This is a genomic window from Pseudomonas sp. Bout1 (assembly GCF_034314165.1).
GTDB lineage: Bacteria > Pseudomonadota > Gammaproteobacteria > Pseudomonadales > Pseudomonadaceae > Aquipseudomonas.
Map to the genome: position 1 here is coordinate 5,962,549 of NZ_JAVIWK010000001.1, position 24,288 is coordinate 5,986,836.

Genomic DNA, 24,288 nt, shown 5'->3' on the forward strand with positions numbered 1-24,288 from the left:
TTTCAGCCCAGCGCAGCCTGGTAGCGTCCGGCAACTTCCGGCCAGTTGATGACGCTGTAGAACGCGTTGATGTATTCCGGACGCCGGTTCTGGTACAGCAGGTAGTAAGCGTGCTCCCAGACGTCCAGACCGAGGATTGGCGTGTTGCCGTTCATCAGCGGGCTGTCCTGGTTGCCGCTGCTCTCCACCACCAGGGTCTTTTGTGGGGTAACGCTCAACCACGCCCAGCCACTGCCGAACCGGGTCAATGCGGCTTTGGTGAATGCCTCCTTGAAGGCGTCGAAACCACCCAATTGTTCGTCGATGGCTTTACCCAGCGCACCCTCTGGCTTGCCGCCGCCCTTGGGCGACATCACGGCCCAGAACAACGAGTGGTTGGCGTGGCCGCCGCCCTGGTTGATCACCGCCGCCCGGAGTTTTTCCGGCAGTTGCTGCACGCTGGACACCAACTTCTCCACCGGCCACCCGGCAAACTCGGTGCCTTCGACGGCCGCGTTGAGGTTGTTGATATAGGTCTGGTGGTGCTTGGTGTAGTGGATCTCCATGGTTTGCGCATCGATATGCGGTTCAAGGGCGTCGTAGGCGTAAGGCAAGGCCGGCAAGGTGTAGGACATATCAATGAGCTCCATAAAAAGGGCTGTTGCGGGTCGACGCATCCGAGGGCGCCACGTTGCTGCCCAGCAGGCGGTGGGTACGCGGGTACTCACCGTGATCGCTGATGAAATTCAGCAGTTCGACGTAGGTCTTGCTGCTCTGGCGCAGGGCCGCCTCGCGCAATAGCGGGTTAAGGCGGGTGTCCTGCAGGGTCTGCAGCAGGCGCTGGTGAATGGCACAGAGGTATTCCGCGCTTTCCTCCGGCTGGTTCAGGCGCAGGTGCAGGTCTGCCAGGTTGTGATGGGAAATGACGCAAGCCGCCACCGCTTCGTCGGCATCCGCCCAACGCTCAAACAACACTTGAGCCAGGGCCAGGGCTTGCAGGTAGGCCTCGCGGGCATCTACCAGCTCGCCTGCCATAAAGCAGCGATTGGCCCGTTCGATCGTGCGTTTCCAGTGCTCCATGGTGAGCCTCCAAAGCAGGGTCGGTGATTACACGCCGCCGGCCGTGAGCTTTTCCGGATCCAGCAGGGTTTCCAGTTGGCTGCGGGGCAAGTCGGTGTGTTCGAGCGCCACGTCAATTACCGGGCGGCCCTGTTGATAGGCCTTCTTGGCGATTTCGGCGGCCTTTTGGTAACCAATGATCGGGTTGAGTGCGGTCACCAGGATCGGGTTGCGTGAGAGCGCTTCCTTGAGCTTGGCTTCGTTGACCTTGAAGCTGGCGATGGCCTTGTCGGCCAGCAGGCGGCTGGAGTTGGCCAGCAATTCCAGGCTGTTGAGCAGGTTCTGGGCGATGATCGGCAACATCACGTTGAGTTCGAAATTGCCGGACTGGCCGGCGATGGTGATCACCGTGTCATTGCCGATGACTTGTGCGGCAACCATCGCGGTGGCTTCCGGAATCACCGGGTTGACCTTGCCCGGCATGATCGAGGAGCCCGGCTGCAGGCCTTCCAGTTCGATTTCACCGAGGCCGGCCAGCGGGCCGGAGTTCATCCAGCGCAGGTCGTTGGCGATTTTCATCAAGGACACGGCGGTGGTCTTGAGCTGCCCGGAGACCGCGACGGCAGTATCCTGGGAGCCAATCAGCGCAAACAGATTCTTGCCGGGCGTGAACTGAACCTGGGTCAGGCTGCTCAGTTGTTGGCTGAAGCGCGCCGCAAACTCAGGATGCGCATTGATCCCGGTGCCGACGGCCGTGCCGCCCTGCGCCAGCGCCTGCAAGCTCGGCAGCAGGTCTTGCAGGTGGCCGATATTCGCCTTGAGCTGCTGGGCCCAGCCGTTGAGTACCTGGCTCATGCGCACCGGCATGGCGTCCATCAGGTGCGTGCGGCCGGTCTTGACGAAGCGGTGCACCTCTTCAGCCTTGTGCTCGATCACCTGCACCAAGTGCAGCAATGCCGGCAGGGTCTGTTCATGCAGCACCAGCGCCGCGCTCACATGAATGGTGGTCGGAATGATGTCGTTGCTGCTCTGGCCGCAATTGACGTGGTCATTGGGGTTGACCGGCTCACCCAGCAAACGGCTGGCGAGGGTCGCAATCACTTCGTTGGCGTTCATGTTGGAGCTGGTGCCGGAACCGGTCTGGAAGATATCCACCGGGAAGTGCTGCATGAAGTCGCCTTCCAGCAAACCCTGGGCAGCATCGACGATGGCCTTGCCTTGGGCTTCACTCAGTTGTTTGAGCTCAACGTTGGCCTTGGCGGCGGCCGCCTTGGCCAGGATCAGCGCACGGATGAACTGCGCCGGCATGCGCTGGTGGCTGATGGGAAAGTTGTTCACCGCACGCTGGGTTTGCGCGCCATACAAGGCCTCGGCGGGCACTTGCAGTTCGCCCATGCTGTCGCGTTCGATACGGGTGTTACTCATCGGAAGATCCTTGCACCAGGTCGGAGTGAGAAATCGATGGAAGCAATTCGCAGGTCGCCAATTGCCAGGCAAAGGTCTGCCAGCGCTTGAGGCGGCAGGCACAGTGAGAAAGTTTTTCCAGGTCACGCAACGGGCGCCAGGCCTGGTCCAGGCACATGGACCGCCAATGCCAGGGCAAGGCGATGTCGGAGGCGGTGTCGAGCAGCAGGCGAAATGAGGTTTCGCCGATGGTCCACGGATGGGTCGCAGTGCAACAGGCGAGGTACCGGCCTTCGGCCAGGTAATGTTCGATCAGGCGGGGCTCGTCGGGATCAAGGCCGCAGCGAATCTGACGACTCATCCAGCGCCAGCTTTCCAGGTAAGGATCCTCATGCAGGACAGAACTCATGATCCACGCTCATTCGGTAATGATATTTATTATTAAATGATATTGAGAATCAAAACAAGCATCTGAGGTGATCACACGGAATTTCGGGCATAAAAAAGGCGCGCCACCCAATGGGTGGCGCGCCTTTTTTACAGCGTCTGTCGGCGGGTCAGCTGCCGGCGACGGTCATCTTCTCGATCAACACCGAACCGGTGCGGATGTTGCTGCGCAGTTCCAGGTCATTACCCACCGCGACAATCTGCTTGAACATGTCGCGCATGTTGCCGGCGATGGTCACTTCCTGCACGGCGAACTGGATTTCACCGTTTTCTACCCAGAAACCTGCCGCGCCACGGGAGTAATCGCCCGTGACCATGTTCAGGCCATGGCCCATCAACTCGGTAACCAGCAAGCCGCGGCCCATGCGTCGCAACAACGCCGCCTGGTCTTCGTCGCCATGGGTGATGAACAGGTTGTGCACCCCGCCCGAGTTGGCCGTGCTGGGTAGCCCAAGCTTGCGACCGGCGTAGGTGCCCAACACGTAGGACACCAGCTCACCGTTCTCGACGAACGGCTTGGCGTAGGTCGCCAGGCCATCACCGTCAAACGACGAACTGCCCATGGCGCCCATCAGGTGCGGGCGCTCATCGATGGTCAGCCACTCCGGGAACAGCTTCTGGCCGATCGCGCCTTCCAGGAACGACGACTTGCGGTACAAATTGCCGCCGGAAATCGCCCCGAGGAAGCTGCCGAACAAACCACCGGCCAGTTCTGCCGAGAACAATACTGGCACTTCGCAGGTCGGCACCGGGCGCGCGCCCAGGCGGCTGGCCGCACGCTGCGCGGCACGTTGGCCGATAAGTACCGGGTCCATCAGCAAATCGCCCTGGCGATTAACGTCGTACCAGTAATCACGCTGCATCTGGCCGTTGGCTTCGGCGATCATCACGCAGCTCAGGCTGTGACGTGTCGAGGCATAACCGCCGATAAAGCCGTGGCTGTTGCCATACACGCGGCAACCCTGATGGGTGCTCAAGGTGGTGCCATCAGCGTTCTTGATCCGGCTGTCGGCATCAAATGCCGCCGCTTCACAGGTCAGCGCTTGCTCAATGGCCTGCTCCGGGGTGATGTCCCAGGCATGAAACAGGTCAAAATCCTTCAAGTCACGAGCCATCAAGGCCGCATCGGCCAGGCCCGAGCTTTCGTCTTCAGAGGTGTGCTTGGCAATCGCCAGTGCGGCGGCGACGGTTTCACGAATCGCGTCCGGGCCACTGGCGGAGGTGCTGGCAGAACCTTTGCGCTGGCCCACATACAACGTGATGCCAAACCCCTGGTCGCGGTTGAATTCGACGGTTTCCACTTCCCGCTGACGCACCGATGTCGACAACCCCTGCTCCAGGGAAACCGCCACTTCACAGGCACTGGCCCCCTGGCGCTTGGCCTCGGCAATGATCTGCTCGACTTGTTCCTGCAGTGCCGGTAACGCTTGCGGACCGACGCTTTGGGCTGCACTCATGGTTTTCTCCACTCAAATTCTGCTTTCGGTTAAGGCCTTCGAGCGACCGGGCCGGACAAGCGGCCCCCGACTGGTTATCATGGCGGCGTTTCTTTGCGGACTGCCACCATGGTTGATTCTTACGACGACTCCCTCGATGGGGAGAAAAGCAAATCTCAGGTCAAACGCGAGCTGCATGCTCTGGTTGACCTCGGCGAGCGCCTTACAACACTCAAGCCTGACTTGTGTGCAAAACTGCCATTGACCGACGCTCTGCGCCGGGCTCTGAACGATGCGCCCAAGCACACCGCGAATATCGCGCGTAAACGGCACCTTATGTTTATCGGCAAACTGATGCGCGACCAGGACACTGACGCCATTCTGACCTTGCTCGATCAACTCGATGCCTCCACTCGCCAGTACAACGAGCGCTTCCATAACCTGGAACGCTGGCGTGATCGCCTGATCGCCGGCGATGACGCGGTACTGGAGAAGTTCGTCATCGAGTACCCGGATGCCGATCGCCAACAATTGCGCTCCCTGATCCGTCAGGCCCAGCACGAACTGGCGCAAAGCAAGCCACCGGCCTCCAGCCGAAAAATCTTCAAGTACATCCGTGAGCTGGACGATAGTCAACGCGGCCTGCGCTGACCCTCTTCCCCGGGTGGCGACCTTCGCCACCCGAAGCTCCCGCTCCTACGACCCCGTGCCACCCACGGTGATCGCATCAATTTTCAAGGTTGGCTGGCCAACACCCACCGGCACCGACTGCCCATCTTTCCCGCACGTGCCTACGCCGCTGTCCAGCGACAGGTCGTTACCGACCATCGACACCTTGCTCATGGCTTCCGGGCCATTGCCAATCAACGTTGCACCCTTGACCGGCGCGGTGATCTTGCCGTCTTCGATCAAGTACGCTTCGCTGGTGGAAAACACAAACTTGCCGCTGGTGATGTCCACCTGCCCGCCGCCGAGGTTGGCGCAGTAGATACCGCGTTTCACCGAAGCGATGATTTCGGCCGGGTCGCTTTCGCCACCCAGCATGTAGGTGTTGGTCATGCGCGGCATCGGCAGGTGCGCGTAGGACTCGCGACGCCCGTTACCGGTACGCGCCACACCCATCAGGCGGGCGTTGAGCTTGTCTTGCATGTAGCCCTTGAGCACACCGTTTTCGATCAGCGTGGTGCACTCGGTGGGCGTGCCTTCGTCATCAACGCTCAATGAACCGCGACGCCCGGCCAGGGTGCCGTCATCGACGATGGTGCAGAGCTTGGACGCAACCATCTCGCCCATGCGCCCGCTGTAGGCGGAACTGCCCTTGCGGTTGAAGTCACCTTCCAGGCCGTGGCCCACCGCTTCATGCAGCAGTACGCCAGACCAGCCGGAACCCAGCACCACCGGCAACGTACCGGCCGGCGCCGGAATCGCTTCCAGGTTGACCAGCGCCTGGCGCAGCGCTTCACGGGCATAACCCATGGCGCGGTCTTCGGTGAGGAAATAACGGTAGTCGGTACGCCCGCCGCCGCCATGGCCACCGCGCTCGCGGCGGCCGTTCTGCTCAACGATGACGCTGACATTGAAGCGCACCAGCGGCCGCACATCCGCCGCCAGGCCACCATCGGTGGAGGCCACGAGAATGCGCTCCCACACACCGGCCATGCTCACGGTGACTTGCTGGATACGCGGGTCCAGGGCGCGGGTTGCCGCGTCGACGCGCTTGAGCAGCTCGACCTTTTCGGCACGGCTGATCACTTCCAGCGGGTTATCCGGGGCATACAACTGGGCCACGTCCTGGGTGCTGAACGCCTGCACCGTGCCGTTTTGGCCGGCACGAGAGATCGAACGGGCGGCGCGAGCCGCCAGGCCCAAGGCCTCCAGGGTGATGGCGTTGCTGTAGGCAAAACCGGTTTTTTCTCCGGACTGTGCCCGCACGCCCACGCCTTGGTCGAGGTTGAAACTGCCTTCCTTGACGATCCCGTCTTCCAGGGCCCAGGACTCGGAAATCTGCCCCTGGAAATACAGGTCGGCAGCATCGATGCCTGGCCCGGCCAGATCGCCGAGGACCGCTTGCAAGCTTTCGATGGTCACGCCACCGGGCGCCAGGAGGTGTTCACTGACTGAGGACAACAACTCGCTCATAGGTTTGGCCTTAAATTCATCGTTCTGAAGCAGGTCGCTGCGCGCCCTGCGAGAAAAAGCGCCGATGGCCCGCCACCGGCATGCGCGCCCGTATGGACGCCTGTTCACTGCTATCGCGTTCGGCCAGCAACACCGCTTCGCCTTGATCTTGTTGTGCCAGCACGCGCCCCCATGGGTCGATGATCGCTGCATGCCCGAAGGTTTCCCGTGGCCCTGGATGCACACCACCCTGGGCGGCCGCCAGCAGGTAGCACTGGGTCTCGATGGCCCGCGCACGAATCAGCACGTCCCAGTGCGCGGCGCCCGTCACCGCCGTAAAGGCCGAGGGCGCGGTGATCAGTTCGGCCCCTGCAGCGCGCAATTCGCTGTACAGCTCCGGGAAGCGCAAGTCGTAGCACACCGTCAGCCCCAGGCGACCCACCGGGGTATCCGCCACCACCACCTGGCTACCATGAGCATAGTCATCGGATTCACGATAACGGCCCCGGGCATCGGCCACGTCGACATCGAACAGGTGCAGCTTGTCGTAACGGGCAACGATTTCGCCCTGATCATCGATCAGCAACGAGCAGGCGTTGGGCTTGGCGTTGGGTTGGTCCTTAGGAGGCAACGGCAACGTGCCGGCCACTATCCATAAGGTGAGGTCGCGGGCGGTCTGTTTCAACCATGGCAGGATAGGACCTTCGCCCAAAGCCTCGGCGCGACCAATATCGGCCACGTCGCGACGGCCCATGGCGGCGAAGTTTTCCGGGAGTACGGCAAGCCTGGCACCGCCCGCCGCCGCTTGCTCCAGCAGGCGCCGGGCCTGGGCCAGGTTGGCCAGCACATCGCTTTGGCTGACCATTTGAATTACCGCAAAGGACATGGGCCCACACTCCATAAAAAGCATGAGGCCATGCTACTCCACAGGTACTCAGTTTGGCTTTTCAAATGGCTTGTCGAAGGTGATTTTCGGATCCTTCCACGGGCCTTCTACCTTGTACTGCACGCTGGCGAAACGCGAAACGCGGTCACCAATCAACTTGTCGATCAAAAACAGCGCACCGCCAATCGCCGGCGCGCCGACGATCAGCGCGGCAATCGGCAAGTTGTTGGTGACCGGCAGCGTCACCAACAACTTGGCATCCACCCGATCAGCCACCAGGTCCAGGGTGCCATTGATCTCCAGGTTGCTCGACGGGCCCGTCATGGTGATCGGCTCACGGGTCACAAACACGCCATTGCTGGCCGCCAGCAAGCCCTTGACCCGGTCGTAACTCAAGCCTTTGCCGAGCAGGTCCGAGAAGTCCAGGCGCAACCGGCGACCGATGGAGTTGAAGTTCAGCAAGCCAAACACCCGCAGGGCCTGGGCGCCGCCGTCCACTTCAACGAACTGGCCTTTGCGAAAGCTTGCGTCCAGGCTGCCGGAGAAGCGTTTTGGGCCGACCCAGGCCGGCGAGCCTGGCCAGCGTCCGTCCACATCCACGTGAAAATCTTCACTGGTCACGCTCGGCGCAAACCCCCAGCCCTTGAGCACGTCGCCAATGTTCTTGCCATCCAGGCGGCCCTTGTACCAACTGCTGCTGGCACCGGGAGCACCTTCCCAGCCACCGGCGCCCTGAAGCAACATGCCCTTGAGTCCCAAATTGAGACTGTTGAACGCCATGCCTTTGGTGGTTGGCCGCACTTTCAACGACCACGCACCTATCAGGTCAGGGCCCTGGAACAACTGGTTGATCGAGATATCCAGCGCCGGAATGTCCTTGGGATCGACATCAGCCAACGGGTCCGGCGCATTTTCATCCGCCTGCACCGTCGGGTCCACCGCAGGTAACTTCACGTACTGCAAGTTGATCGCAATCGGCGCGCCCTTGGCATCCGGTAGCCCCACGGTACCCTTGGCCTGCTGGCTGTCGAACTGCAAGCCCCAGGCGGCGGGTTTGCGATCCAGTTGCAAGTTGACCTGGTCAAACTGGGTGCCGAAGCCGGTCAGCTTGCCAACCTTGAAGTCGGCCCCGCTCAACAGCTGCTTGGCACTGCCGCCCGGGTCGTTGCCGGCGTAGCGGTCCACGAGTTTTTTCCAGGGGTCGATGTCCAGCTCCGACAACACACCACGAATACGCAAGCCTTTGCTGGCCGGCAACACGGCATCGCCATCGCCCAGGAACAGTTCGCCACGACCATCGGCAAAATTGTCAGCCGGGGCGGCGAAGGTGAAGCTGCCCAACTCGCCATAATCAAACCAGTAGCGGCGCTCCTTGCCCTGCAGGGTCATGCGGAACACGCTGTCTCGGCCCTGGCTCGCCGGCATGCCGAACGGTGCCGGGAGGTCCACAGCCACGCCCTTGAGGTTGGAACTGACCATTAGCTGGCTGTCGGCGCCGTCAAGGTTCAACTGCAGTTGGTAGGGGATATCACCCGACACCGGCAGCGGCTGGCTGACCTTCAGCCAGTCGGTCAGCCGCTTGACGCTGACCTGGCCTTTGGCAGTGACGCGGGTATTGAGATCGCCCTGTTTGCCATCGGCAAAAATCTGCGCGGTAATCGGCCGGTCGAAGGCCTGCGCGCTGATGTTCTGGCCACTCAGGCCCTTGGCGCTGTCGAAGCGGAAGTCGCCCTTGAGCTGGCTCAGGTCCAGCGTCGGCTCGGCCAGTTGCAGGCGCGCCTTGTCGGTCTTGAAGTCCACCACAATCTTGGGGTCGGCGCCCTTGGCCAACGGAATATCCAGGTCGAGCTTGCCTTGCAGATCGCCGTCGCCTTTCCAGCCGGCGAAGGTCGAGGCCGTGCCGATCGGTGCTTCCTGAAGGATTTTCAGGCCATCGCCCAGGCCACCGGCGAAATTACCGGTGAGCAGCAGGTGGCTGTCCTTGCCTTCGGGGGCATGGGGAATGTTGACGTAGATGTCATTGACCTTGGTGTCGAGCAACTGGCCCTTGCTGGCCAGGATGCGCACGCCGCTCTCCTCCACAAACACTTCACCCTTGACCTTGCTCACGTGCGGCCAGCCCGGCTGGAACGCCAACTCGGCGTCATGCACCTTGAAGAACAGGCTGATATTGCGCGAGGCAGGCAACGCGTCGTGGTTCAGCGAGCCTTGGTACTGGAAGAAGCCCTCGTCCACGGCGCCCTTGAGAATTGCGGTGCGCAGCCATTCATCGAGTGCCGGGCTCAAGACCGCCGGCAGGTATTTGGGGGTGAAGCGGCCATCGCCATCGACCATACCGACCCGCAGGTCCATATAGTCTTCCTGGCTATGGTCGAAATGCAGACGAATCAGGAAGTCGGCCGCAACCTTGCCCTCCTCACCCAGTACCTTGATGTACGGCGCAATGAGGGTGAAGCCTTCCTTATCCAGCTTCCATGTCAGGCGGGCATTGGCCTGAATGTACTGCCAGGGCTTGGCGAAAATCGGAAACAGGTGCAAGGAGAAGTCCTTGCTGTCCATGCGCAACTCGCCCTTGCCCAGGTCACCGCTGATGCTACCGCTGACATTACGCGCTGCCGGTGCGCCGAAGTAGGCATCAAAACCGATGCGGTCCAGGTTGGCCGCGAAGCTCACACGTTGGTCGGTGGTGTCTTGAGGGCGATAATCCAGCAATACATTACGCAGCGTGCCGGTGGCCTTCAGGTGATCCAGGGTAGTGGCGAATGCTTCCGGCAAGGGTGCCAGGGCATGCAGCAACGGCGTGATCGGCGTCAGGTCGAGGCGGTCGGCCTGCAGGTTCCAGACTTCCAGCGCCTTGTCGGTTGCCAGGGTTTGTTGCAGTTGCAGACGCGACTCCCAGCGGGTGTCACCGAGGTTCATCGCCAGCGAGTCAAACAGCACCTTGAGGCCATTGTCACTGCGTTGCAGGTACGCAGTAAGGGCCAGGTTTTCGATGTGCGTAGGTTTACGGTCGGCATAGCTGCCCTTGAGTTGCGGCGCGTTGAGGCGCACGGCGGCGCTTTGCACGGTGCCCTTGGCCCAGGTCAGCCAGAATTCGCCGCCGGCCTTGAATTCGGTGAGCTTCCATTGTTGAGTCAGTTTCGCCGGGACCCACTTTGCCCAGTCGCTCTGGGGCAAGCTGAGGTAGGCCTGGATTTCGCCGTCCTTCCACTGGCTGGCACGGATTCGGGTGCGCAGGTTCAACGCCAGGGGCTGGCCGTCGGGCAAGGTCAGGCGCGCGTCGAGGCGCTGGCGGTTGGCACCGGCCTGCAGGCTCACGCCGACATAGGTCAAGGTCAGCGGCGCCTGGTCGAATGGTTGCAGCGTGACCTGGCTGTCGAGCAATGAGACTTGCCCGACCCGTTGCAGGTGCGTCAGCAGTTGTTCGGGATCCAGCGGCTGGTCATCCTGCACCGGCAGGCCTTGCAGCGCCCAATGGCCGTCCTGGTCTTCCTTCACACTGACTTGCAGGCCGCTGACTTCCAGATGGGCGATACGCACTTCACGCGCCAGCAGGCTGGCCCAGATGTCGGGCACCACTTGCACCTGGTCCAGGCGCAGGGCGCTGTTGCCCTCGCCGATCATCACGTCGTGAGCCATTAAAATCGGTGCAAAACCGCTCCAGCGCCCTTCCAGGCTGCCGATGCTCAGGGGCATATCCAGCGCCGCGCGGGCCTTGGCTTCGATTTCGCCACGGTATTCCGCCACCAGCGGCGTCAATTCACGGCCAAGGCTCACGTACACCGCTGCCAACACCAGCAGCAAGGCGCACAGGCCAAGGCCCCAGCGGGTCAATGCGGCAAAAAAGCGTATCAGACGCTCCATGTCAGGCGACCCTCAAAGGCAATAGTCGGACGGCAGATCAAGGCCTGCCCGTCTCGTTGATAAGAACTAACGCGAATCAGAGCAGCACCACGTCATATTGTTCCTGGGAATACATGGTTTCGACCTGGAAGCGAATGGTGCGCCCGATAAAAACTTCCAGCTCGGCCACGTTGCCGGACTCTTCATCCAGCAACCGGTCGACCACCTTCTGGTTGGCCAGCACTCTATAGCCCTCGGCCTGGTAGGCACGCGCCTCCCGCAGGATTTCCCGGAAAATTTCGTAGCAAACCGTTTCCGGGGTCTTCAACTTGCCGCGGCCCTGGCAACTGCTGCACGGCTCGCACAGTACCTGCTCCAGGCTTTCGCGGGTGCGCTTGCGGGTCATCTGCACCAGGCCCAGTTCGGTGATGCCGATGATGTTGGTCTTGGCGTGGTCGCGCTCCAGCTGCTTCTCCAGGGTACGCAGCACCTGGCGCTGGTGCTCTTCGTCTTCCATGTCGATGAAGTCGATGATGATGATCCCGCCCAGGTTGCGCAGGCGCAGTTGCCGGGCAATCGCGGTGGCCGCCTCGAGGTTGGTCTTGAAGATGGTTTCTTCGAGGTTGCGATGGCCCACGAAGGCGCCAGTATTGACGTCGATGGTACTCATGGCTTCCGCCGGGTCCACCACCAGGTAGCCGCCGGACTTGAGCGGCACTTTGCGCTCGAGGGCTTTCTGGATTTCGTCTTCGACGCCATACAGGTCGAAGATCGGGCGTTCACCGGGGTAGTGCTCCAGGCGGTCGGCAATTTCCGGCATCAGTTCGGCAACAAATTGCGTGGTGCGCTGGAAGGTTTCCCGCGAGTCGATGCGAATTTTCTCGATTTTCGGGCTGACCAGGTCGCGCAAGGTGCGCAGGGCCAGGCCGAGGTCTTCGTAGATCACGCTGGGCGCACCAATGGTCTTGATCTGCGCGCCGATCTGGTCCCAGAGGCGACGCAGGTAGCGGATGTCCATGAGGATTTCATCGGCACCGGCGCCTTCAGCGGCGGTACGCAGGATAAAACCGCCAGCCTCCTTGATGCCTTCCAGCGCCACGCAATCGCTGACTACCTTTTTCAGGCGTTCGCGCTCGCCTTCGTCTTCGATCTTCAGGGAGATGCCGACGTGGGCCGTGCGCGGCATGTACACCAGGTACCGTGAGGGAATCGACAGTTGCGTGGTCAGGCGCGCGCCCTTGGAGCCAATCGGGTCCTTGGTGACTTGCACCACCAGGCTTTGCCCTTCGTGCACCAGGGCACTGATGCTTTCAACCGCCGGGCCCTCGCGCAGGGAAATTTCCGAAGCATGGATAAACGCGGCGCGGTCCAGGCCGATGTCGACGAAAGCCGCCTGCATCCCCGGTAACACGCGCACGACCTTGCCTTTATAGATGTTGCCGACGATCCCGCGCTTTTGGGTGCGCTCCACGTGCACTTCTTGCAGAACACCGTTCTCTACCACCGCCACGCGCGATTCCATCGGCGTGATATTGATCAGAATCTCTTCACTCATGGCTGGGTCTCGTTCAGGCGTTTTCACAATAGTGACCGATCGCTTAAGGCTTGGCGCTGGAATACGGCGTTTAGCGCACGGTAAGGTTTTGCCAACAGGGTATGCCGAATTGGCCCAGCAGTTCTGCGGTTTCGCAGACAGGCAGGCCAACCACGGCGGAGTAGCTGCCATTGAGCCCGGCCACAAACACCGCTGCCAGGCCCTGGATAGCATAGCCGCCCGCTTTGTCCTGGGGCTCGCCGCTGTGCCAATAAGTGGTGGCTTCGCCCGCTGATATCTTGCGAAACCGCACGCGACTGCTGACCAGCCGCGTTTCGCAACGCTGGTTGTCAATCAGGGCGATGGCGGTAAGCACTTCGTGTTCGCGGTCAGAAAGGGCCAGCAACATGGCCTGGGCGTCGGCCTGGTCCAGCGGTTTGCCGAGGATCTGGCCATCGAGGATGACTGCCGTGTCGGCGCCCAGCACACAGGCGCCAGCGGCATCGGCCAGGGCCGAGCGACCGGCCGCAGCCTTGCCGCGCGCCAGGCGTTCTACGTAGGACACGGGCGATTCGTTCGTAAGGGGAGTTTCATTAATTGCGGCGCTGACGACGGTGAACGGCACACCGATCTGTGTCAGCAGTTCACGCCGCCTCGGGGAGCCCGAGGCCAGGTAAAGCGAATTCATGCAGACTCTCCCTGTAGGGTTCGATAACCAGGCAGAGCCTCGCGATCCATTCAATTTATTTTATAGCGACGACGTAATCCACGCAGGCCAAAACTGATCCAGGGCCACAACAACGCACTGACCAGCGCGGGCAACACCAGCGCCAAGGTCGGTTGGCGGTTGCCGGTCAAGGCACTGAGCCACAGCTGTACCAACTGCGCCAGGCCGAAGATCACCAGGATCACCAGGCACTGCTGCCACATCGGGAACATGCGCAGGCGCTGCTGCAACGACAGCACCAGGAAGGTAATCAAGGTGAGGATCAGCGCGTTCTGGCCGAGCAACGTGCCGTATAGCACATCCTCCATCAAACCCAGGCACATGGCCGTGACCATCCCAACCCTGTGCGGCAGCGCCAGGGCCCAGAACGCCAGCAACAAGGCGAGCCACAGCGGGCGCAGGATTTCCATGAACTGCGGCAGCGGCGAAACACTGAGCAGCAAGCCTATGGCGAATGTCAGCCAGACGATCCAGCCGTTACGCGAGTGAGTACCGGCCATTATTCTTCCCTCTGCCGAGTGGTTGCCGGGGCCGCAGCCGGTGGTTTGGCGGCGGCGGGCGGCTTGGCCGCGGCAGGTGCCGGCGCCACAGGCTTCGCCGGGCGGGCGCTATGGGCCACGGGCTTGGCTGGCGTCGCGACGGGTGCGGCTGGTGTGGCCGGTACGGCTGCCGGTGCAGCGGGTGCAGCAGGCTTAGGTACAGTGGCCGGAATGATCGGTGTGGTGCCGTTTTGCTTGTCTTCCGCTTCCTGGGCCTGGGCGGCTGCGTTGGCGCGCTCTTCCGGGGTGCGGTTGTCGCTGAACACCAGCAGCAGGTAACGGCTGCGGTTCAACGCGGCGGTCGGCACCGCACGCACGATGGCGAACGGCTGGCCGGAATCGTGGATCACTTCCTTGACCGTCGCCACCGGGTAGCCCGCAGGGAAACGCTGGCCCAGGCCGGAGCTGACCAGCAGGTCGCCTTCCTTGATGTCAGCGGTGTCTGCGACGTGGCGCAACTCCAGGCGTTCCGGGTTACCCGTACCACTGGCAATCGCCCGCAGGCCGTTGCGGTTAACTTGCACCGGAATGCTGTGGGTGGTGTCGGTCAGCAACAGGACGCGCGACGTATACGGCATCAACTCCACCACTTGGCCCATCAAGCCACGGGCGTCAAGCACCGGCTGGCCAAGGACCACGCCGTCGCGCTCACCCTTGTTGATGATGATGCGATGGGTGAAGGGATTCGGGTCCATGCCGATCAACTCGGCCACTTCGACCTTCTCGTTGACCAACGCAGAGGAATTGAGCAACTCGCGCAGCCGAACGTTCTGCTCGGTGAGGGCCGCCAGCTTTTGCATGCGTCCCTGCAGCAGCAGGTTTTCGGTCTTGAGTTTTTCGTTCTCGGCCACCAGTTCAGTACGGCTGCCAAACTGGCTGGCCACACCCTGGTAGAGACGTTGCGGCAGGTCTGTGATCCAGTAAGTCTGCATCAGGACCAGCGACATCTGGCTACGCACTGGCTTGAGCAGTGTGAAGCGGGCATCGACCACCATCAGCGCAACCGATAGCACGACCAGCACCAACAGGCGCACGCCCAGTGAGGGGCCTTTGGAAAAAAGCGGTTTAATAAGCCGCTCCTCCCAGGCAAATGTTTTCTTTATTCATACGGCATCAAACCGGCCTGGATGCAGATTGAAGAAGATAAACGCCAACAGGCAGCACTGCAAAGTGCTGCCTGTGGGCGAAACATGGGCAAACCAGCAAAATCTTATTCGCTGGAGAGCAGGTCCATGGTGTGTTTATCCATCATTTCCAGTGCACGGCCACCGCCGCGGGCGACGCAGGTCAGCGGGTCTTCAGCGACGATCACTGGCAGGCCGGTTTCCTGGGCCAACAGCTTGTCGAGGTCGCGCAGCAAGGCGCCACCACCGGTCAGTACCAGGCCACGTTCGGCGATATCGGAAGCCAGTTCCGGAGGCGATTGCTCCAGGGCGCTCTTCACAGCCTGAACGATAGTAGCCAGGGACTCTTGCAGAGCTTCCAGTACTTCGTTGGAATTCAGGGTGAAGGCACGTGGAACGCCTTCGGCCAGGTTGCGACCGCGAACATCAACTTCGCGAACTTCGCCGCCCGGGTAAGCGGTGCCGATTTCCTGCTTGATGCGCTCGGCGGTGGATTCGCCGATCAGGCTGCCGTAGTTACGACGCACGTAGGTGATGATCGCTTCGTCGAAACGGTCGCCGCCAACCCGTACGGATTCGGCATACACCACACCATTGAGGGAAATCAGGGCGATTTCAGTGGTACCACCACCGATATCCACCACCATCGAACCGCGGGCTTCTTCAACCGGCAGGCCGGCACCGATCGCAGCCGCCATTGGCTCTTCGATCAGGAACACTTCACGGGCACCGGCGCCAAGGGCCGATTCACGGATGGCACGACGCTCCACCTGGGTGGACTTGCACGGAACACAGATCAGCACACGAGGGCTGGGCTGCAGGAAACTGTTTTCGTGAACCTTGTTGATGAAGTACTGCAGCATCTTCTCGCAGACACTGAAGTCGGCAATCACGCCATCCTTCATCGGACGAATGGCAGCAATGTTGCCCGGTGTTCGGCCAAGCATGCGCTTGGCCTCGGTGCCAACGGCAACGACACTTTTCTGATTACCATGGGTCCGAATGGCCACAACCGATGGCTCATTCAGAACGATACCGCGCTCGCGCACGTAAATAAGGGTGTTGGCAGTGCCCAGGTCGATGGAAAGATCGCTGGAAAACATGCCACGCAGTTTCTTGAACATGGGGAAAGGACCCTAGGCAACGCGTGGGTAAAAAAGTGCGGCAAACTCTAACAACGACAGGGATTTTGGGCAAGGCGCCAATGTGCTAAATTGGCCGACTTTCTGTGCACCAACCCCCACAATCGCGGCCATATGACCGTAGAAATGCGGTAGTGTTCCTACAATCTAACACACGGATAGCTTCCGTTCTGTTTTCCACTGGAGAATCCCATGGCGCTTGAACGCTCCGACGTGGAAAAAATCGCTCATTTGGCCTGCCTGGGCCTCAATGAAGCCGATCTTCCACAGACCACCGCAGCCCTGAACAGCATTCTCGGGCTGGTCGACCAAATGCAAGCCGTGAATACCGACGGCATCGAGCCCCTGGCTCACCCGCTGGAAGCCAGCCAGCGCCTGCGCGCCGACGTCGTGACCGAGCGCAATCATCGCGAGGCTTACCAGTCCATCGCGCCAGCGGTCGAAAACGGCCTGTACCTGGTACCGAAAGTCATCGACTAAAGGGAAAGAGCCTGCAATGCATCAATTGACTCTGGCCGAGATCGCCCGCGGTCTCGCCGACAAAAAGTTTTCTTGCGAAGAGCTGACCAAAACCCTGCTGGCGCGTATCGCCGAGCTGGACCCTGCGGTCAACAGCTTCATCAGCATCACCGAAGAGCTGGCCCTGAGCCAGGCCAAGGCCGCCGACGTACGTCGCGCCAACGGTGAGAACGGTGCCCTGTTGGGGGCGCCGATTGCCCACAAAGACCTGTTCTGCACCCAGGGCATCCGCACCAGTTGCGGTTCGAAGATGCTGGATAATTTCAAGGCGCCCTACGACGCCACCGTGGTCGCCAAGCTGGCCGCTGCCGGGGCCGTGACCCTGGGCAAGACCAACATGGACGAGTTCGCCATGGGTTCGGCCAACGAATCGAGCCACTACGGCCCGGTGAAAAACCCGTGGAACCTTGAACACGTGCCCGGCGGTTCTTCGGGTGGCTCTGCCGCAGCAGTTGCCGCTCGTCTGTTACCTGCCGCCACGGCCACCGACACCGGCGGTTCGATCCGCCAACCGGCCGCGTTCACCAACCTCACTGGTTTGAAACCGACCTACGGTCGCGTTTCCCGCTGGGGCATGATTGCCTACGCTTCCAGCCTCGACCAGGGCGGCCCCCTGGCACGCACGGCCGAAGACTGCGCAATATTGTTACAAGGCATGGCAGGCTTCGATCCGCAGGATTCCACCAGCATCGACGAGCCCGTGCCGGACTACAGCGCCAGCCTGAATACCTCGATCAAAGGCCTGCGCATCGGCGTGCCGAAAGAGTATTTCAGCGCCGGCCTCGACCCGCGCATCGCCGAACTGGTGCACAACAGCGTCAAGGAGTTGGAGAAGCTCGGCGCCGTGATCAAGGAAATCAGCCTGCCGAACAACCAGCACGCGATTCCCGCCTACTACGTGATCGCTCCGGCAGAGGCTTCCTCCAACCTGTCGCGGTTCGACGGTGTGCGCTTCGGCTACCGCTGCGAAAACCCGAAAGACCTCACCGACCTTTACAAGCGCTCCCGTGGCGAAGGTTTCGGTGTGGAAGTACAACGCCGGATCATGGTCGGTGCCTACGCGCTGTCGGCCGGTTACTACGACGCGTACTACCTCAAGGCGCAAAAGATCCGTCGCCTGATCAAGAACGACTTTATGGCAGCGTTCAATGAAGTCGACGTGATCCTCGGCCCAACCACGCCGAACCCGGCCTGGAAGATCGGCGCCAAGACCGGCGATCCGATCGCCGAGTACCTGGAAGACCTCTACACCATCACCGCCAACCTCGCGGGGCTGCCGGGCTTGTCCATGCCTGCAGGTTTCGTCGACGGTTTGCCGGTGGGCGTGCAACTGCTCGCCCCGTATTTCCAGGAAGGCCGCCTGCTCAATGTGGCGCACCAGTACCAGTTGAACACTGACTGGCACACTCGCACCCCAACCGGCTTCTGAGGAGAACACTATGCAATGGGAAGTCGTGATCGGGCTGGAGATTCATACCCAGCTCGCCACCCAATCGAAGATTTTCTCCGGTAGCGCCACCACGTTCGGCGCAGAACCCAACACCCAGGCCAGCCTGGTAGACCTGGGCATGCCCGGCGTGCTGCCGGTGCTGAACCAGGAAGCGGTACGCATGGCGGTGATGTTCGGCCTCGCAATCGAGGCCGAGATCGGCCAGCACAACGTGTTTGCCCGCAAGAACTACTTCTACCCGGACCTGCCCAAGGGCTACCAGATCAGCCAGATGGAATTGCCGATCGTCGGCAAGGGCTACTTGGACATCCCGCTGGAAGACGGCACCATCAAACGTGTCGGCGTGACCCGCGCGCACCTGGAAGAAGATGCCGGCAAGAGCCTGCATGAAGAATTCAACGGCGCCACCGGCATCGACCTGAACCGCGCCGGCACGCCGTTGCTGGAGATCGTGTCCGAGCCGGACATGCGCAGCGCCAAGGAAGCCGTGGCCTACGTCAAGACGATCCACGCGCTGGTGCGTTACCTCGGGATCTGCGACGGCAACATGGCCGAAGGCTCCCTGCGTTGCGACTGCAACGTGTCGGTGCGGCCAAAAGGCCAGGTCGAGTACGGCACCCGCTGCGAGATCAAGAACGTCAACTCGTTCCGTTTCATCGAGAAGGCGATCAACACCGAAGTGCGTCGCCAGATCGAGCTGATCGAAGACGGCGGCAAGGTGATTCAGCAGACCCGCCTGTACGACCCGAACAAAGACGAAACCCGCGCCATGCGCAGCAAGGAGGAAGCCAACGACTACCGTTACTTCCCCGACCCGGACCTGTTGCCCGTGGTCATCGAGGACTCGTTCCTGGCTGACGTGCGCGCCACCCTGCCGGAACTGCCACCGCAAAAACGCGAGCGTTTCCAGGAACAGTTCGGCCTTTCGGTGTACGACGCCAGCGTGTTGGCGTCGAGCCGCGAGCAAGCCAACTACTTCGAAAAAGTCGTGAGCATTGCCGGCGACGCCAAACTGGCGGCCAACTGGGTGATGGTTGAGCTGGGCAGCCTGCTGAACAAACAGGGCCTGGAAATCGACGAAGCGCCGGTTACCGCCGAGCAATTGGGCGGCATGCTGCTGCGGATCAAAGACAACACCATCTCCGGCAAAATCGCCAAGACCGTGTTTGAAGCCATGGCCGCCGGCGAAGGCAATGCTGATGAGATCATCGAGAAGCGTGGCCTGAAGCAAGTCACCGACAGCGGCGCGATTTCGGCCGTGCTCGACGAGATGCTGGCCGCCAACGCCGAACAGGTTGAACAATACCGTGCGGCGGATGAAGCCAAGCGCGGCAAAATGTTCGGCTTCTTTGTAGGCCAGGCGATGAAAGCCTCCAAAGGCAAGGCCAACCCGCAACAGGTCAACGAACTGCTCAAAAGCAAGCTCGAAGGCTGATAGCCACTGTCTCACTGCAATAGCCGGCTCCAGTGTGGGAGCTGGCTTGCCTGCGATAGCCTCACCTCGGTGCATCCGAAAGACCGAGGCGCTTGCATCGCAGGCAAGCCAGCTCCTACAGGAGCCGGTTACTGCATTAATTTCGGGGACACCTTGAAAATGAAGCGTCTACTCGGCCTTTGGGCCCTGTTCTCACTGCTCACCGGCTGCGCCAGCGGCCTCATCGACCCCAACGGCTACGACGAAACCGGCACCGCCTCCTACTACGGCGCCAAACACCACGGCAATCGTACTGCCAGCGGTGAACCGTTCAACCAGAATGCCCTGACCGCCGCCCATCGTCGCCTGCCCTTTGGCACACAAGTGAAGGTCACCAACCTCGACAACAACAGAAGCGTCGTTGTCCGCGTCAACGATCGCGGCCCGCACACCCGTGGGCGTCTCATCGACCTTTCACGCAAGGCCGCCGAACAGCTGGGTATGATCAGCAGCGGCACCGCACGCGTTCGCGTGCAAGCCCTCAGCAACTGACCGACGGAGCCCAGGCCATTTCTGTATTAACCGCCCTCTCGCCCTTCAGCGTGATCGAACTGATCAGCGGCTTGCTGCTGTTGATCGTCGGTGCCGAAGTATTGGTGCGCGCTGCAGTGCGCCTGGCGGCCAGCCTCAAGGTGCGCCCGCTGATCATCGGCCTGAGCATTGTCGCCTTCGGCAGCAGCGCGCCGCAGATGGCCGTCAGCCTGCAGGCCACCCTGGCGGATAACACCGATATCGCCGTAGGCAGTGTGATCGGCAGCAGTATCTTCAATACCCTCGTGACCCTTGGGCTGGCAGCCCTGATCATTCCGCTGCGGGTTTCGCGACAACTGGTGCGCCTGGACATCCCGGTGATGATCCTCGCCAGCCTGCTGGTGTTTGTACTTGCGGCCAATGAAGAGCTGACGCCGGTCGACGGCCTGTTGCTGCTGGTGGCCCTGGTGGCTTACCTGGGCGTGCTGCTTTACCAGACCCGTCACTCCCGCCGCCCCCGCACCCGCGATACCGTGGTGCAAGCGCCGTGGTTGAGCAGTGTGCTGCTGATGATCGGCGGGCTGCTGATTCTGATTCTCGCGGGGCACCTGTTGCTGGGCGCCGCGGTGGACATGGCCGATGACCTCGGGCTGTCGGAGCGCATCATCGGCCTCACGCTGATTGGCGTCGGCACCTCACTGCCGTGCCTCGCCACCTCGTTGATCGCCGCCCTGCGCGGCCAGCGGGAAATTGCCGTGGGCAACGTGATCGGCAGCAACCTGTTCAACCTGCTCGGGGTGCTGGGCTTTACCGCCCTGGTGGCGCCTTCGCCGCTGTCGGTGTCGCCCAACGCGCTGGATTTTGACCTGCCGGTGATGCTTGGCGTGGTCGCGTTGTGCCTGCCGGTATTCTATTCGGGCTACCGCGTCACCCGCGCCGAAGGCCTGGTGTTCCTGGGCCTGTACCTGGTGTATGGGCTGCATGTGGTGTCGTTCACCTTTGGCATGCCGCTGGCCACCAAGCTTGAACAACTGATGCTGTATTACGTCCTGCCAGCGCTGGTGGCTTTCCTGTTGTTCACCTCGCTGCAAGCCTGGCGCCGCCAACACAAGAGGGAATTGTAATGACCGAACAGAAAAAAGCCGGCGTTGAAATGCGCCGCCAGGTAATGGGTGACGTGTTTGTCGACCGGGCGCTGGGCAATGCCACCGAGTTCAGCCAGCCGCTGCAGGATTTCGTCAACGAACACGCCTGGGGCAGCGTATGGAATCGCGAAGGCCTGCCGCTGAAAACCCGCAGCCTGATCACCCTCGCCGCGCTGACCGCCCTCAAGTGCCCGCAGGAACTCAAGGGCCACGTACGCGGCGCGTTGAACAACGGTTGCACCGTGGAAGAGATTCGCGAGGCGCTGCTGCATTGCGCGGTGTATGCCGGGGTGCCGGCGGCGATTGATGCCTTCCGCGCCGCCCAGGAAGTGATCGACAGTTACCAGAAAGACGCTTAAATCCAGCCGCCCGCCTGCAACACGAAGATCCCGATATTCGTGGTTACTGCCGCCATCAAGGTGGTGATCACGATAATCGCGGCCGCCAGTTCATGATTGCCCTGCGCCGCCCGCGCCATCACAAAACTGGCCGCCGCCGTGGGCGCACCGAAGTACAGGAACAAAATCCCCAACTCCGGCCCGCGAAATCCCAGCAGCCACGCGCCAAGGGTGGCGAGCACCGGCAGCCAGATCATCTTCATCAGGCTGGCACTCAAGGCCATGTTCCCGCTTTTGCGCAGCGCTGCCAGCGACAGCGTGCCGCCGATACAGATCAATGCCAGTGGCAAGGTCATGTCCGCCAAATACTGCCCGGAGGATTCCAGCCAGCCGGGCAGGCCAAGCTTGAAATACGCAAAAGGCGCCGCCACGATCACGCTGATGATCAGCGGGTTGGCCAGCACACTCTTGAAGATGCTCCACGGGTCGGACTTGATCACCGGGCTGTACACCGCCAGCACAATGGTCGACAGGGTGTTGTAGAAAAGGATCACCAGCGCCGCGAGCACCGCCCCGAGGGAAATCCCGTAGTCGCCGTACATGCTGGCCGCCAGGGCCAGGCCGATTACCCCGTTGTTACCGCGAAACGCGCCTTGGGCGTAAATGCCGCGGTCTTCCCGCGGGCACCGGAAGATCGCCCAGCCCCAGGCCACGGCAAAGCTCAACAGCGTGGCGACGGCAAAGTAGATCAGCAGGCCGGGCTTGAGGGCTGAATGCAGGTCTGCGTGCAAAATCCCGAGGAACAGCAACGCCGGCATAGTGACGTTGAACACCAGGGCCGAGGCAGTGTGGATAAAGTTGTCGTTGATCCAGTTGATGCGCTTGAGCAGGACGCCCAAGAACAGCATGGCAAACACCGGCGCGGTGATGTTCAGGGTTTGTAGGAAGATTGCCAGCATGCCGGAGAGAACCTTGGGTGGGCGTCGGTAGGTGGCTAATGATAAGCCACCTGGCACGGGTTCGTCTGGAGCACACCGATCAAATGTGGGAGCTGGCTTGCCTGCTCCCACACAGTGCACATCTGTCTCAGGTAATCGGCGCCGGATTGAACAAAGTGATGTCATTGTGCAGCTTGTGTTGCTCCGCCCACGTCTGCTGCTTGCCGCTGGCCACATCCAGATAGAAGTGGAACAACTCCCAGCCCAGCTCCTCGATCGTCGCGCGCCCGGTGGCGATCCGCCCGGCATCGATATCAATCAGGTCCGGCCAACGCTGCGCCAGTTCTGTGCGCGTGGAGACTTTAACCACCGGCGCCATCGCCAACCCATACGGCGTGCCACGCCCGGTGGTGAACACGTGCAGGTTCATCCCCGCCGCCAACTGCAACGTACCGCAGACAAAATCACTGGCCGGCGTTGCGCAAAAAATCAGGCCCTTGCGATTGAACCGCTCGCCCGGGCCAAGCACGCCATTGATCGCGCTGCTGCCCGACTTGACGATAGAACCCAGCGACTTCTCGACAATATTCGACAACCCGCCTTTTTTGTTGCCCGGCGTGGTGTTGGCGCTGCGATCCGCCTCGCCCTTGGCCAGGTAACGGTCGTACCAGTCCATTTCCCGCACCAGCTCCCGGGCTACGTCCTGGTTCTCTGCACGGGACGTCAGCAGGTAGATGGCATCACGCACTTCAGTCACTTCGGAAAACATCACCGTCGCGCCGGCCCGCAGCAGCAAGTCCGAGGCATAACCCAGGGCCGGGTTGGCGGTAATCCCAGAGAAGGCATCACTGCCGCCGCACTGCATACCGAGGATCAACTCCGACGCCGGTACGGTTTCCCGCCGACGCAGGTCGAGTTTCTTCAGGCGGGTTTCGGCCAATTGCATGATCTGTTCGATCATTTCGGTAAAGCCGTGGCTGGAATCCTGCAGCCGGTACAGCCACGGCTCACTCAGGTCTACCGAGCTGTCGTTGTCGTGCATTACCTGCCCCGCCTGCAACTTCTCGCAGCCCAGGCTGATCACCAGCGCCTCACCGCCCAGGTTCGGGTTACGCGCCAGATTGCGCACGGTGCGAATCGGGATGTAGGCGTCGGTGGCCGTAATCGCCACGCCACAACCGTAACTGTGGGTCAGCGCCACCACGTCATCGACGTTCGGGTACTTGGGCAACAATTCGTCCTTGATGCGCTTGACGGCGTGGTCCAGTACGCCCGTGACGCACTGCACCGTGGTGGTGATGCCAAGGATATTGCGCGTGCCGACCGTGCCGTCAGCATTGCGATAACCCTCAAAGGTAAAGCCTTCCAGCGGCGCCTGGGCCTCAGGCACCTCGGTGGACAGCGGCAAGCTGTCCAGGGGCGGCGCGGTGGGCATGCGCAATTGGTCTTCCTGAACCCAACTGCCGCGCGGAATCGGGCGCAAGGCATAACCGATGGTCTGGCCGTAGCGGATAATCCGACCGCCTTCGGGGATGTCCTCCAGCGTCACCTTGTGGCTTTGGGGAATGAAATCCACCGTCACCAGGCCATCGGGAAACTCGGTCCCAGCCGGTACACCCTGGTCGTTGACCACAATCACCACGTTATCCAGCGCGTGCAAACGGATGGAGCGCGGCGAATCGGCATGTTCAATCAACTGCATGACGCGGGCCCCT

General features: G+C 61.4%; 22 protein-coding genes. 7 read left to right on the forward strand and 15 right to left on the reverse strand.

Translation table 11 applies throughout. From position 1 onward, the window contains the following. Positions 1-2: 2 nt before the first annotated feature. The 5 genes from RGV33_RS27630 to pmbA form a co-directional block, all read right to left on the reverse strand. Positions 3-614: a superoxide dismutase gene (locus RGV33_RS27630; protein WP_322147447.1), complete on the reverse strand. Its 612-nt coding sequence runs from the start codon at positions 612-614 to the stop codon at positions 3-5. A gap of 1 nt (position 615) precedes the next feature. Continuing rightward, positions 616-1,059: a hypothetical protein gene (locus tag RGV33_RS27635; protein WP_322147448.1), complete on the reverse strand. Its 444-nt coding sequence runs from the start codon at positions 1,057-1,059 to the stop codon at positions 616-618. Between the two features lie 27 nt (positions 1,060-1,086). Further along, the gene (locus tag RGV33_RS27640; protein WP_322147449.1) at positions 1,087-2,463 is read right to left on the reverse strand and encodes a class II fumarate hydratase; all 1,377 of its coding nucleotides are present in this window, start codon (positions 2,461-2,463) and stop codon (positions 1,087-1,089) included. Continuing rightward, on the reverse strand, positions 2,456-2,851 hold the full coding sequence (locus tag RGV33_RS27645) for a hypothetical protein (protein ID WP_010170602.1): 396 nt from the start codon (positions 2,849-2,851) through the stop codon (positions 2,456-2,458). The genes RGV33_RS27640 and RGV33_RS27645 overlap by 8 nt, the downstream gene beginning before the upstream one ends. A gap of 148 nt (positions 2,852-2,999) precedes the next feature. After that, positions 3,000-4,346: a metalloprotease PmbA gene (gene pmbA / locus RGV33_RS27650; protein ID WP_322147450.1), complete on the reverse strand. Its 1,347-nt coding sequence runs from the start codon at positions 4,344-4,346 to the stop codon at positions 3,000-3,002. A 108-nt stretch (positions 4,347-4,454) separates the two neighbouring features. Between pmbA and yjgA the strand changes: the two genes are divergently transcribed. Next, positions 4,455-4,976, forward strand: a complete 522-nt coding sequence (gene yjgA / locus RGV33_RS27655) for a ribosome biogenesis factor YjgA (protein WP_003216092.1) — start codon at positions 4,455-4,457, stop codon at positions 4,974-4,976. 45 nt (positions 4,977-5,021) lie between these two features. Here yjgA and tldD read toward each other — a convergent pair whose 3' ends face one another. The 8 genes from tldD to mreB all read right to left on the reverse strand — a co-directional run bounded on the left by tldD (position 5,022) and on the right by mreB (position 16,220). Next, the gene (gene tldD, locus RGV33_RS27660) at positions 5,022-6,464 is read right to left on the reverse strand and encodes a metalloprotease TldD (RefSeq protein ID WP_063027147.1); all 1,443 of its coding nucleotides are present in this window, start codon (positions 6,462-6,464) and stop codon (positions 5,022-5,024) included. Between the two features lie 16 nt (positions 6,465-6,480). Then, positions 6,481-7,329, reverse strand: a complete 849-nt coding sequence (locus RGV33_RS27665; protein WP_322147451.1) for a carbon-nitrogen hydrolase family protein — start codon at positions 7,327-7,329, stop codon at positions 6,481-6,483. A 48-nt stretch (positions 7,330-7,377) separates the two neighbouring features. Beyond that, positions 7,378-11,193 carry a YhdP family protein gene (locus RGV33_RS27670; protein ID WP_322147453.1) on the reverse strand — a complete coding sequence of 1,272 codons (3,816 nt, stop codon included), beginning with the start codon at positions 11,191-11,193 and terminating at the stop codon, positions 7,378-7,380. Between the two features lie 76 nt (positions 11,194-11,269). Continuing rightward, a complete protein-coding gene (rng, locus tag RGV33_RS27675; RefSeq protein ID WP_322147455.1) occupies positions 11,270-12,727 on the reverse strand; it encodes a ribonuclease G in 1,458 nt (485 codons plus the stop codon). Positions 12,728-12,797: 70 nt separating this feature from the next. Continuing rightward, positions 12,798-13,394 (reverse strand): nucleoside triphosphate pyrophosphatase, encoded by a 597-nt coding sequence (locus RGV33_RS27680; RefSeq protein WP_322147456.1) that lies wholly within the window; start codon positions 13,392-13,394, stop codon positions 12,798-12,800. Between the two features lie 50 nt (positions 13,395-13,444). Further along, complete coding sequence (mreD, locus tag RGV33_RS27685; RefSeq protein WP_322147457.1) at positions 13,445-13,933, reverse strand: rod shape-determining protein MreD; 489 nt, start codon at positions 13,931-13,933, stop codon at positions 13,445-13,447. Then, entirely contained in the window at positions 13,933-15,042 is a 1,110-nt protein-coding gene (gene mreC / locus RGV33_RS27690) for a rod shape-determining protein MreC (protein ID WP_322148753.1), read from the reverse strand. Before mreC ends, mreD begins: the two co-directional genes overlap by 1 nt. Before the next feature lie 140 nt (positions 15,043-15,182). After that, positions 15,183-16,220: a rod shape-determining protein MreB gene (mreB, locus tag RGV33_RS27695; protein WP_002555108.1), complete on the reverse strand. Its 1,038-nt coding sequence runs from the start codon at positions 16,218-16,220 to the stop codon at positions 15,183-15,185. 210 nt (positions 16,221-16,430) lie between these two features. Between mreB and gatC the strand changes: the two genes are divergently transcribed. The 6 genes from gatC (at position 16,431) to RGV33_RS27725 (ending at position 21,656) form a co-directional block, all read left to right on the forward strand. Further along, positions 16,431-16,718: an Asp-tRNA(Asn)/Glu-tRNA(Gln) amidotransferase subunit GatC gene (gatC, locus tag RGV33_RS27700; RefSeq protein ID WP_032860102.1), complete on the forward strand. Its 288-nt coding sequence runs from the start codon at positions 16,431-16,433 to the stop codon at positions 16,716-16,718. 16 nt (positions 16,719-16,734) lie between these two features. Beyond that, positions 16,735-18,186, forward strand: a complete 1,452-nt coding sequence (gatA, locus tag RGV33_RS27705; RefSeq protein WP_322147503.1) for an Asp-tRNA(Asn)/Glu-tRNA(Gln) amidotransferase subunit GatA — start codon at positions 16,735-16,737, stop codon at positions 18,184-18,186. 10 nt (positions 18,187-18,196) lie between these two features. Beyond that, positions 18,197-19,642 carry an Asp-tRNA(Asn)/Glu-tRNA(Gln) amidotransferase subunit GatB gene (gatB, locus tag RGV33_RS27710; RefSeq protein ID WP_322147504.1) on the forward strand — a complete coding sequence of 482 codons (1,446 nt, stop codon included), beginning with the start codon at positions 18,197-18,199 and terminating at the stop codon, positions 19,640-19,642. 159 nt (positions 19,643-19,801) lie between these two features. Then, positions 19,802-20,173, forward strand: a complete 372-nt coding sequence (locus RGV33_RS27715) for a septal ring lytic transglycosylase RlpA family protein (RefSeq protein ID WP_322147506.1) — start codon at positions 19,802-19,804, stop codon at positions 20,171-20,173. Positions 20,174-20,232: 59 nt separating this feature from the next. Further along, positions 20,233-21,276, forward strand: coding sequence for a calcium/sodium antiporter (locus RGV33_RS27720; protein WP_322148754.1), 1,044 nt, complete (start codon positions 20,233-20,235; stop codon positions 21,274-21,276). Then, entirely contained in the window at positions 21,276-21,656 is a 381-nt protein-coding gene (locus tag RGV33_RS27725) for a carboxymuconolactone decarboxylase family protein (RefSeq protein ID WP_322147507.1), read from the forward strand. The genes RGV33_RS27720 and RGV33_RS27725 overlap by 1 nt, the downstream gene beginning before the upstream one ends. Here RGV33_RS27725 and RGV33_RS27730 read toward each other — a convergent pair. Continuing rightward, positions 21,653-22,594, reverse strand: a complete 942-nt coding sequence (locus RGV33_RS27730; protein ID WP_322147508.1) for an AEC family transporter — start codon at positions 22,592-22,594, stop codon at positions 21,653-21,655. The two genes, RGV33_RS27725 and RGV33_RS27730, sit on opposite strands and share 4 nt — an antisense overlap. 127 nt (positions 22,595-22,721) lie before the next feature. After that, positions 22,722-24,275, reverse strand: a complete 1,554-nt coding sequence (garD, locus tag RGV33_RS27735; protein WP_322147510.1) for a galactarate dehydratase — start codon at positions 24,273-24,275, stop codon at positions 22,722-22,724. Positions 24,276-24,288: the final 13 nt, after the last annotated feature.

Bases quoted from the DNA above. Each gene is read 5' to 3' on its own strand.
- gatB (WP_322147504.1), top strand. From the start codon at position 18,197: ATGCAATGGGAAGTCGTGATCGGGCTGGAGATTCATACCCAGCTCGCC.
- garD (WP_322147510.1), bottom strand. From the start codon at position 24,275: ATGCAGTTGATTGAACATGCCGATTCGCCGCGCTCCATCCGTTTGCAC.
- RGV33_RS27630 (WP_322147447.1), bottom strand. From the start codon at position 614: ATGTCCTACACCTTGCCGGCCTTGCCTTACGCCTACGACGCCCTTGAA.
- RGV33_RS27645 (WP_010170602.1), bottom strand. From the start codon at position 2,851: ATGAGTTCTGTCCTGCATGAGGATCCTTACCTGGAAAGCTGGCGCTGG.
- tldD (WP_063027147.1), bottom strand. From the start codon at position 6,464: ATGAGCGAGTTGTTGTCCTCAGTCAGTGAACACCTCCTGGCGCCCGGT.
- RGV33_RS27730 (WP_322147508.1), bottom strand. From the start codon at position 22,594: ATGCTGGCAATCTTCCTACAAACCCTGAACATCACCGCGCCGGTGTTT.
- pmbA (WP_322147450.1), bottom strand. From the start codon at position 4,346: ATGAGTGCAGCCCAAAGCGTCGGTCCGCAAGCGTTACCGGCACTGCAG.
- RGV33_RS27725 (WP_322147507.1), top strand. From the start codon at position 21,276: ATGACCGAACAGAAAAAAGCCGGCGTTGAAATGCGCCGCCAGGTAATG.
- RGV33_RS27640 (WP_322147449.1), bottom strand. From the start codon at position 2,463: ATGAGTAACACCCGTATCGAACGCGACAGCATGGGCGAACTGCAAGTG.
- mreD (WP_322147457.1), bottom strand. From the start codon at position 13,933: ATGGCCGGTACTCACTCGCGTAACGGCTGGATCGTCTGGCTGACATTC.
- RGV33_RS27670 (WP_322147453.1), bottom strand. From the start codon at position 11,193: ATGGAGCGTCTGATACGCTTTTTTGCCGCATTGACCCGCTGGGGCCTT.
- RGV33_RS27635 (WP_322147448.1), bottom strand. From the start codon at position 1,059: ATGGAGCACTGGAAACGCACGATCGAACGGGCCAATCGCTGCTTTATG.
- RGV33_RS27665 (WP_322147451.1), bottom strand. From the start codon at position 7,329: ATGTCCTTTGCGGTAATTCAAATGGTCAGCCAAAGCGATGTGCTGGCC.
- RGV33_RS27680 (WP_322147456.1), bottom strand. From the start codon at position 13,394: ATGAATTCGCTTTACCTGGCCTCGGGCTCCCCGAGGCGGCGTGAACTG.
- gatC (WP_032860102.1), top strand. From the start codon at position 16,431: ATGGCGCTTGAACGCTCCGACGTGGAAAAAATCGCTCATTTGGCCTGC.
- yjgA (WP_003216092.1), top strand. From the start codon at position 4,455: ATGGTTGATTCTTACGACGACTCCCTCGATGGGGAGAAAAGCAAATCT.
- RGV33_RS27715 (WP_322147506.1), top strand. From the start codon at position 19,802: ATGAAGCGTCTACTCGGCCTTTGGGCCCTGTTCTCACTGCTCACCGGC.
- mreB (WP_002555108.1), bottom strand. From the start codon at position 16,220: ATGTTCAAGAAACTGCGTGGCATGTTTTCCAGCGATCTTTCCATCGAC.
- rng (WP_322147455.1), bottom strand. From the start codon at position 12,727: ATGAGTGAAGAGATTCTGATCAATATCACGCCGATGGAATCGCGCGTG.
- gatA (WP_322147503.1), top strand. From the start codon at position 16,735: ATGCATCAATTGACTCTGGCCGAGATCGCCCGCGGTCTCGCCGACAAA.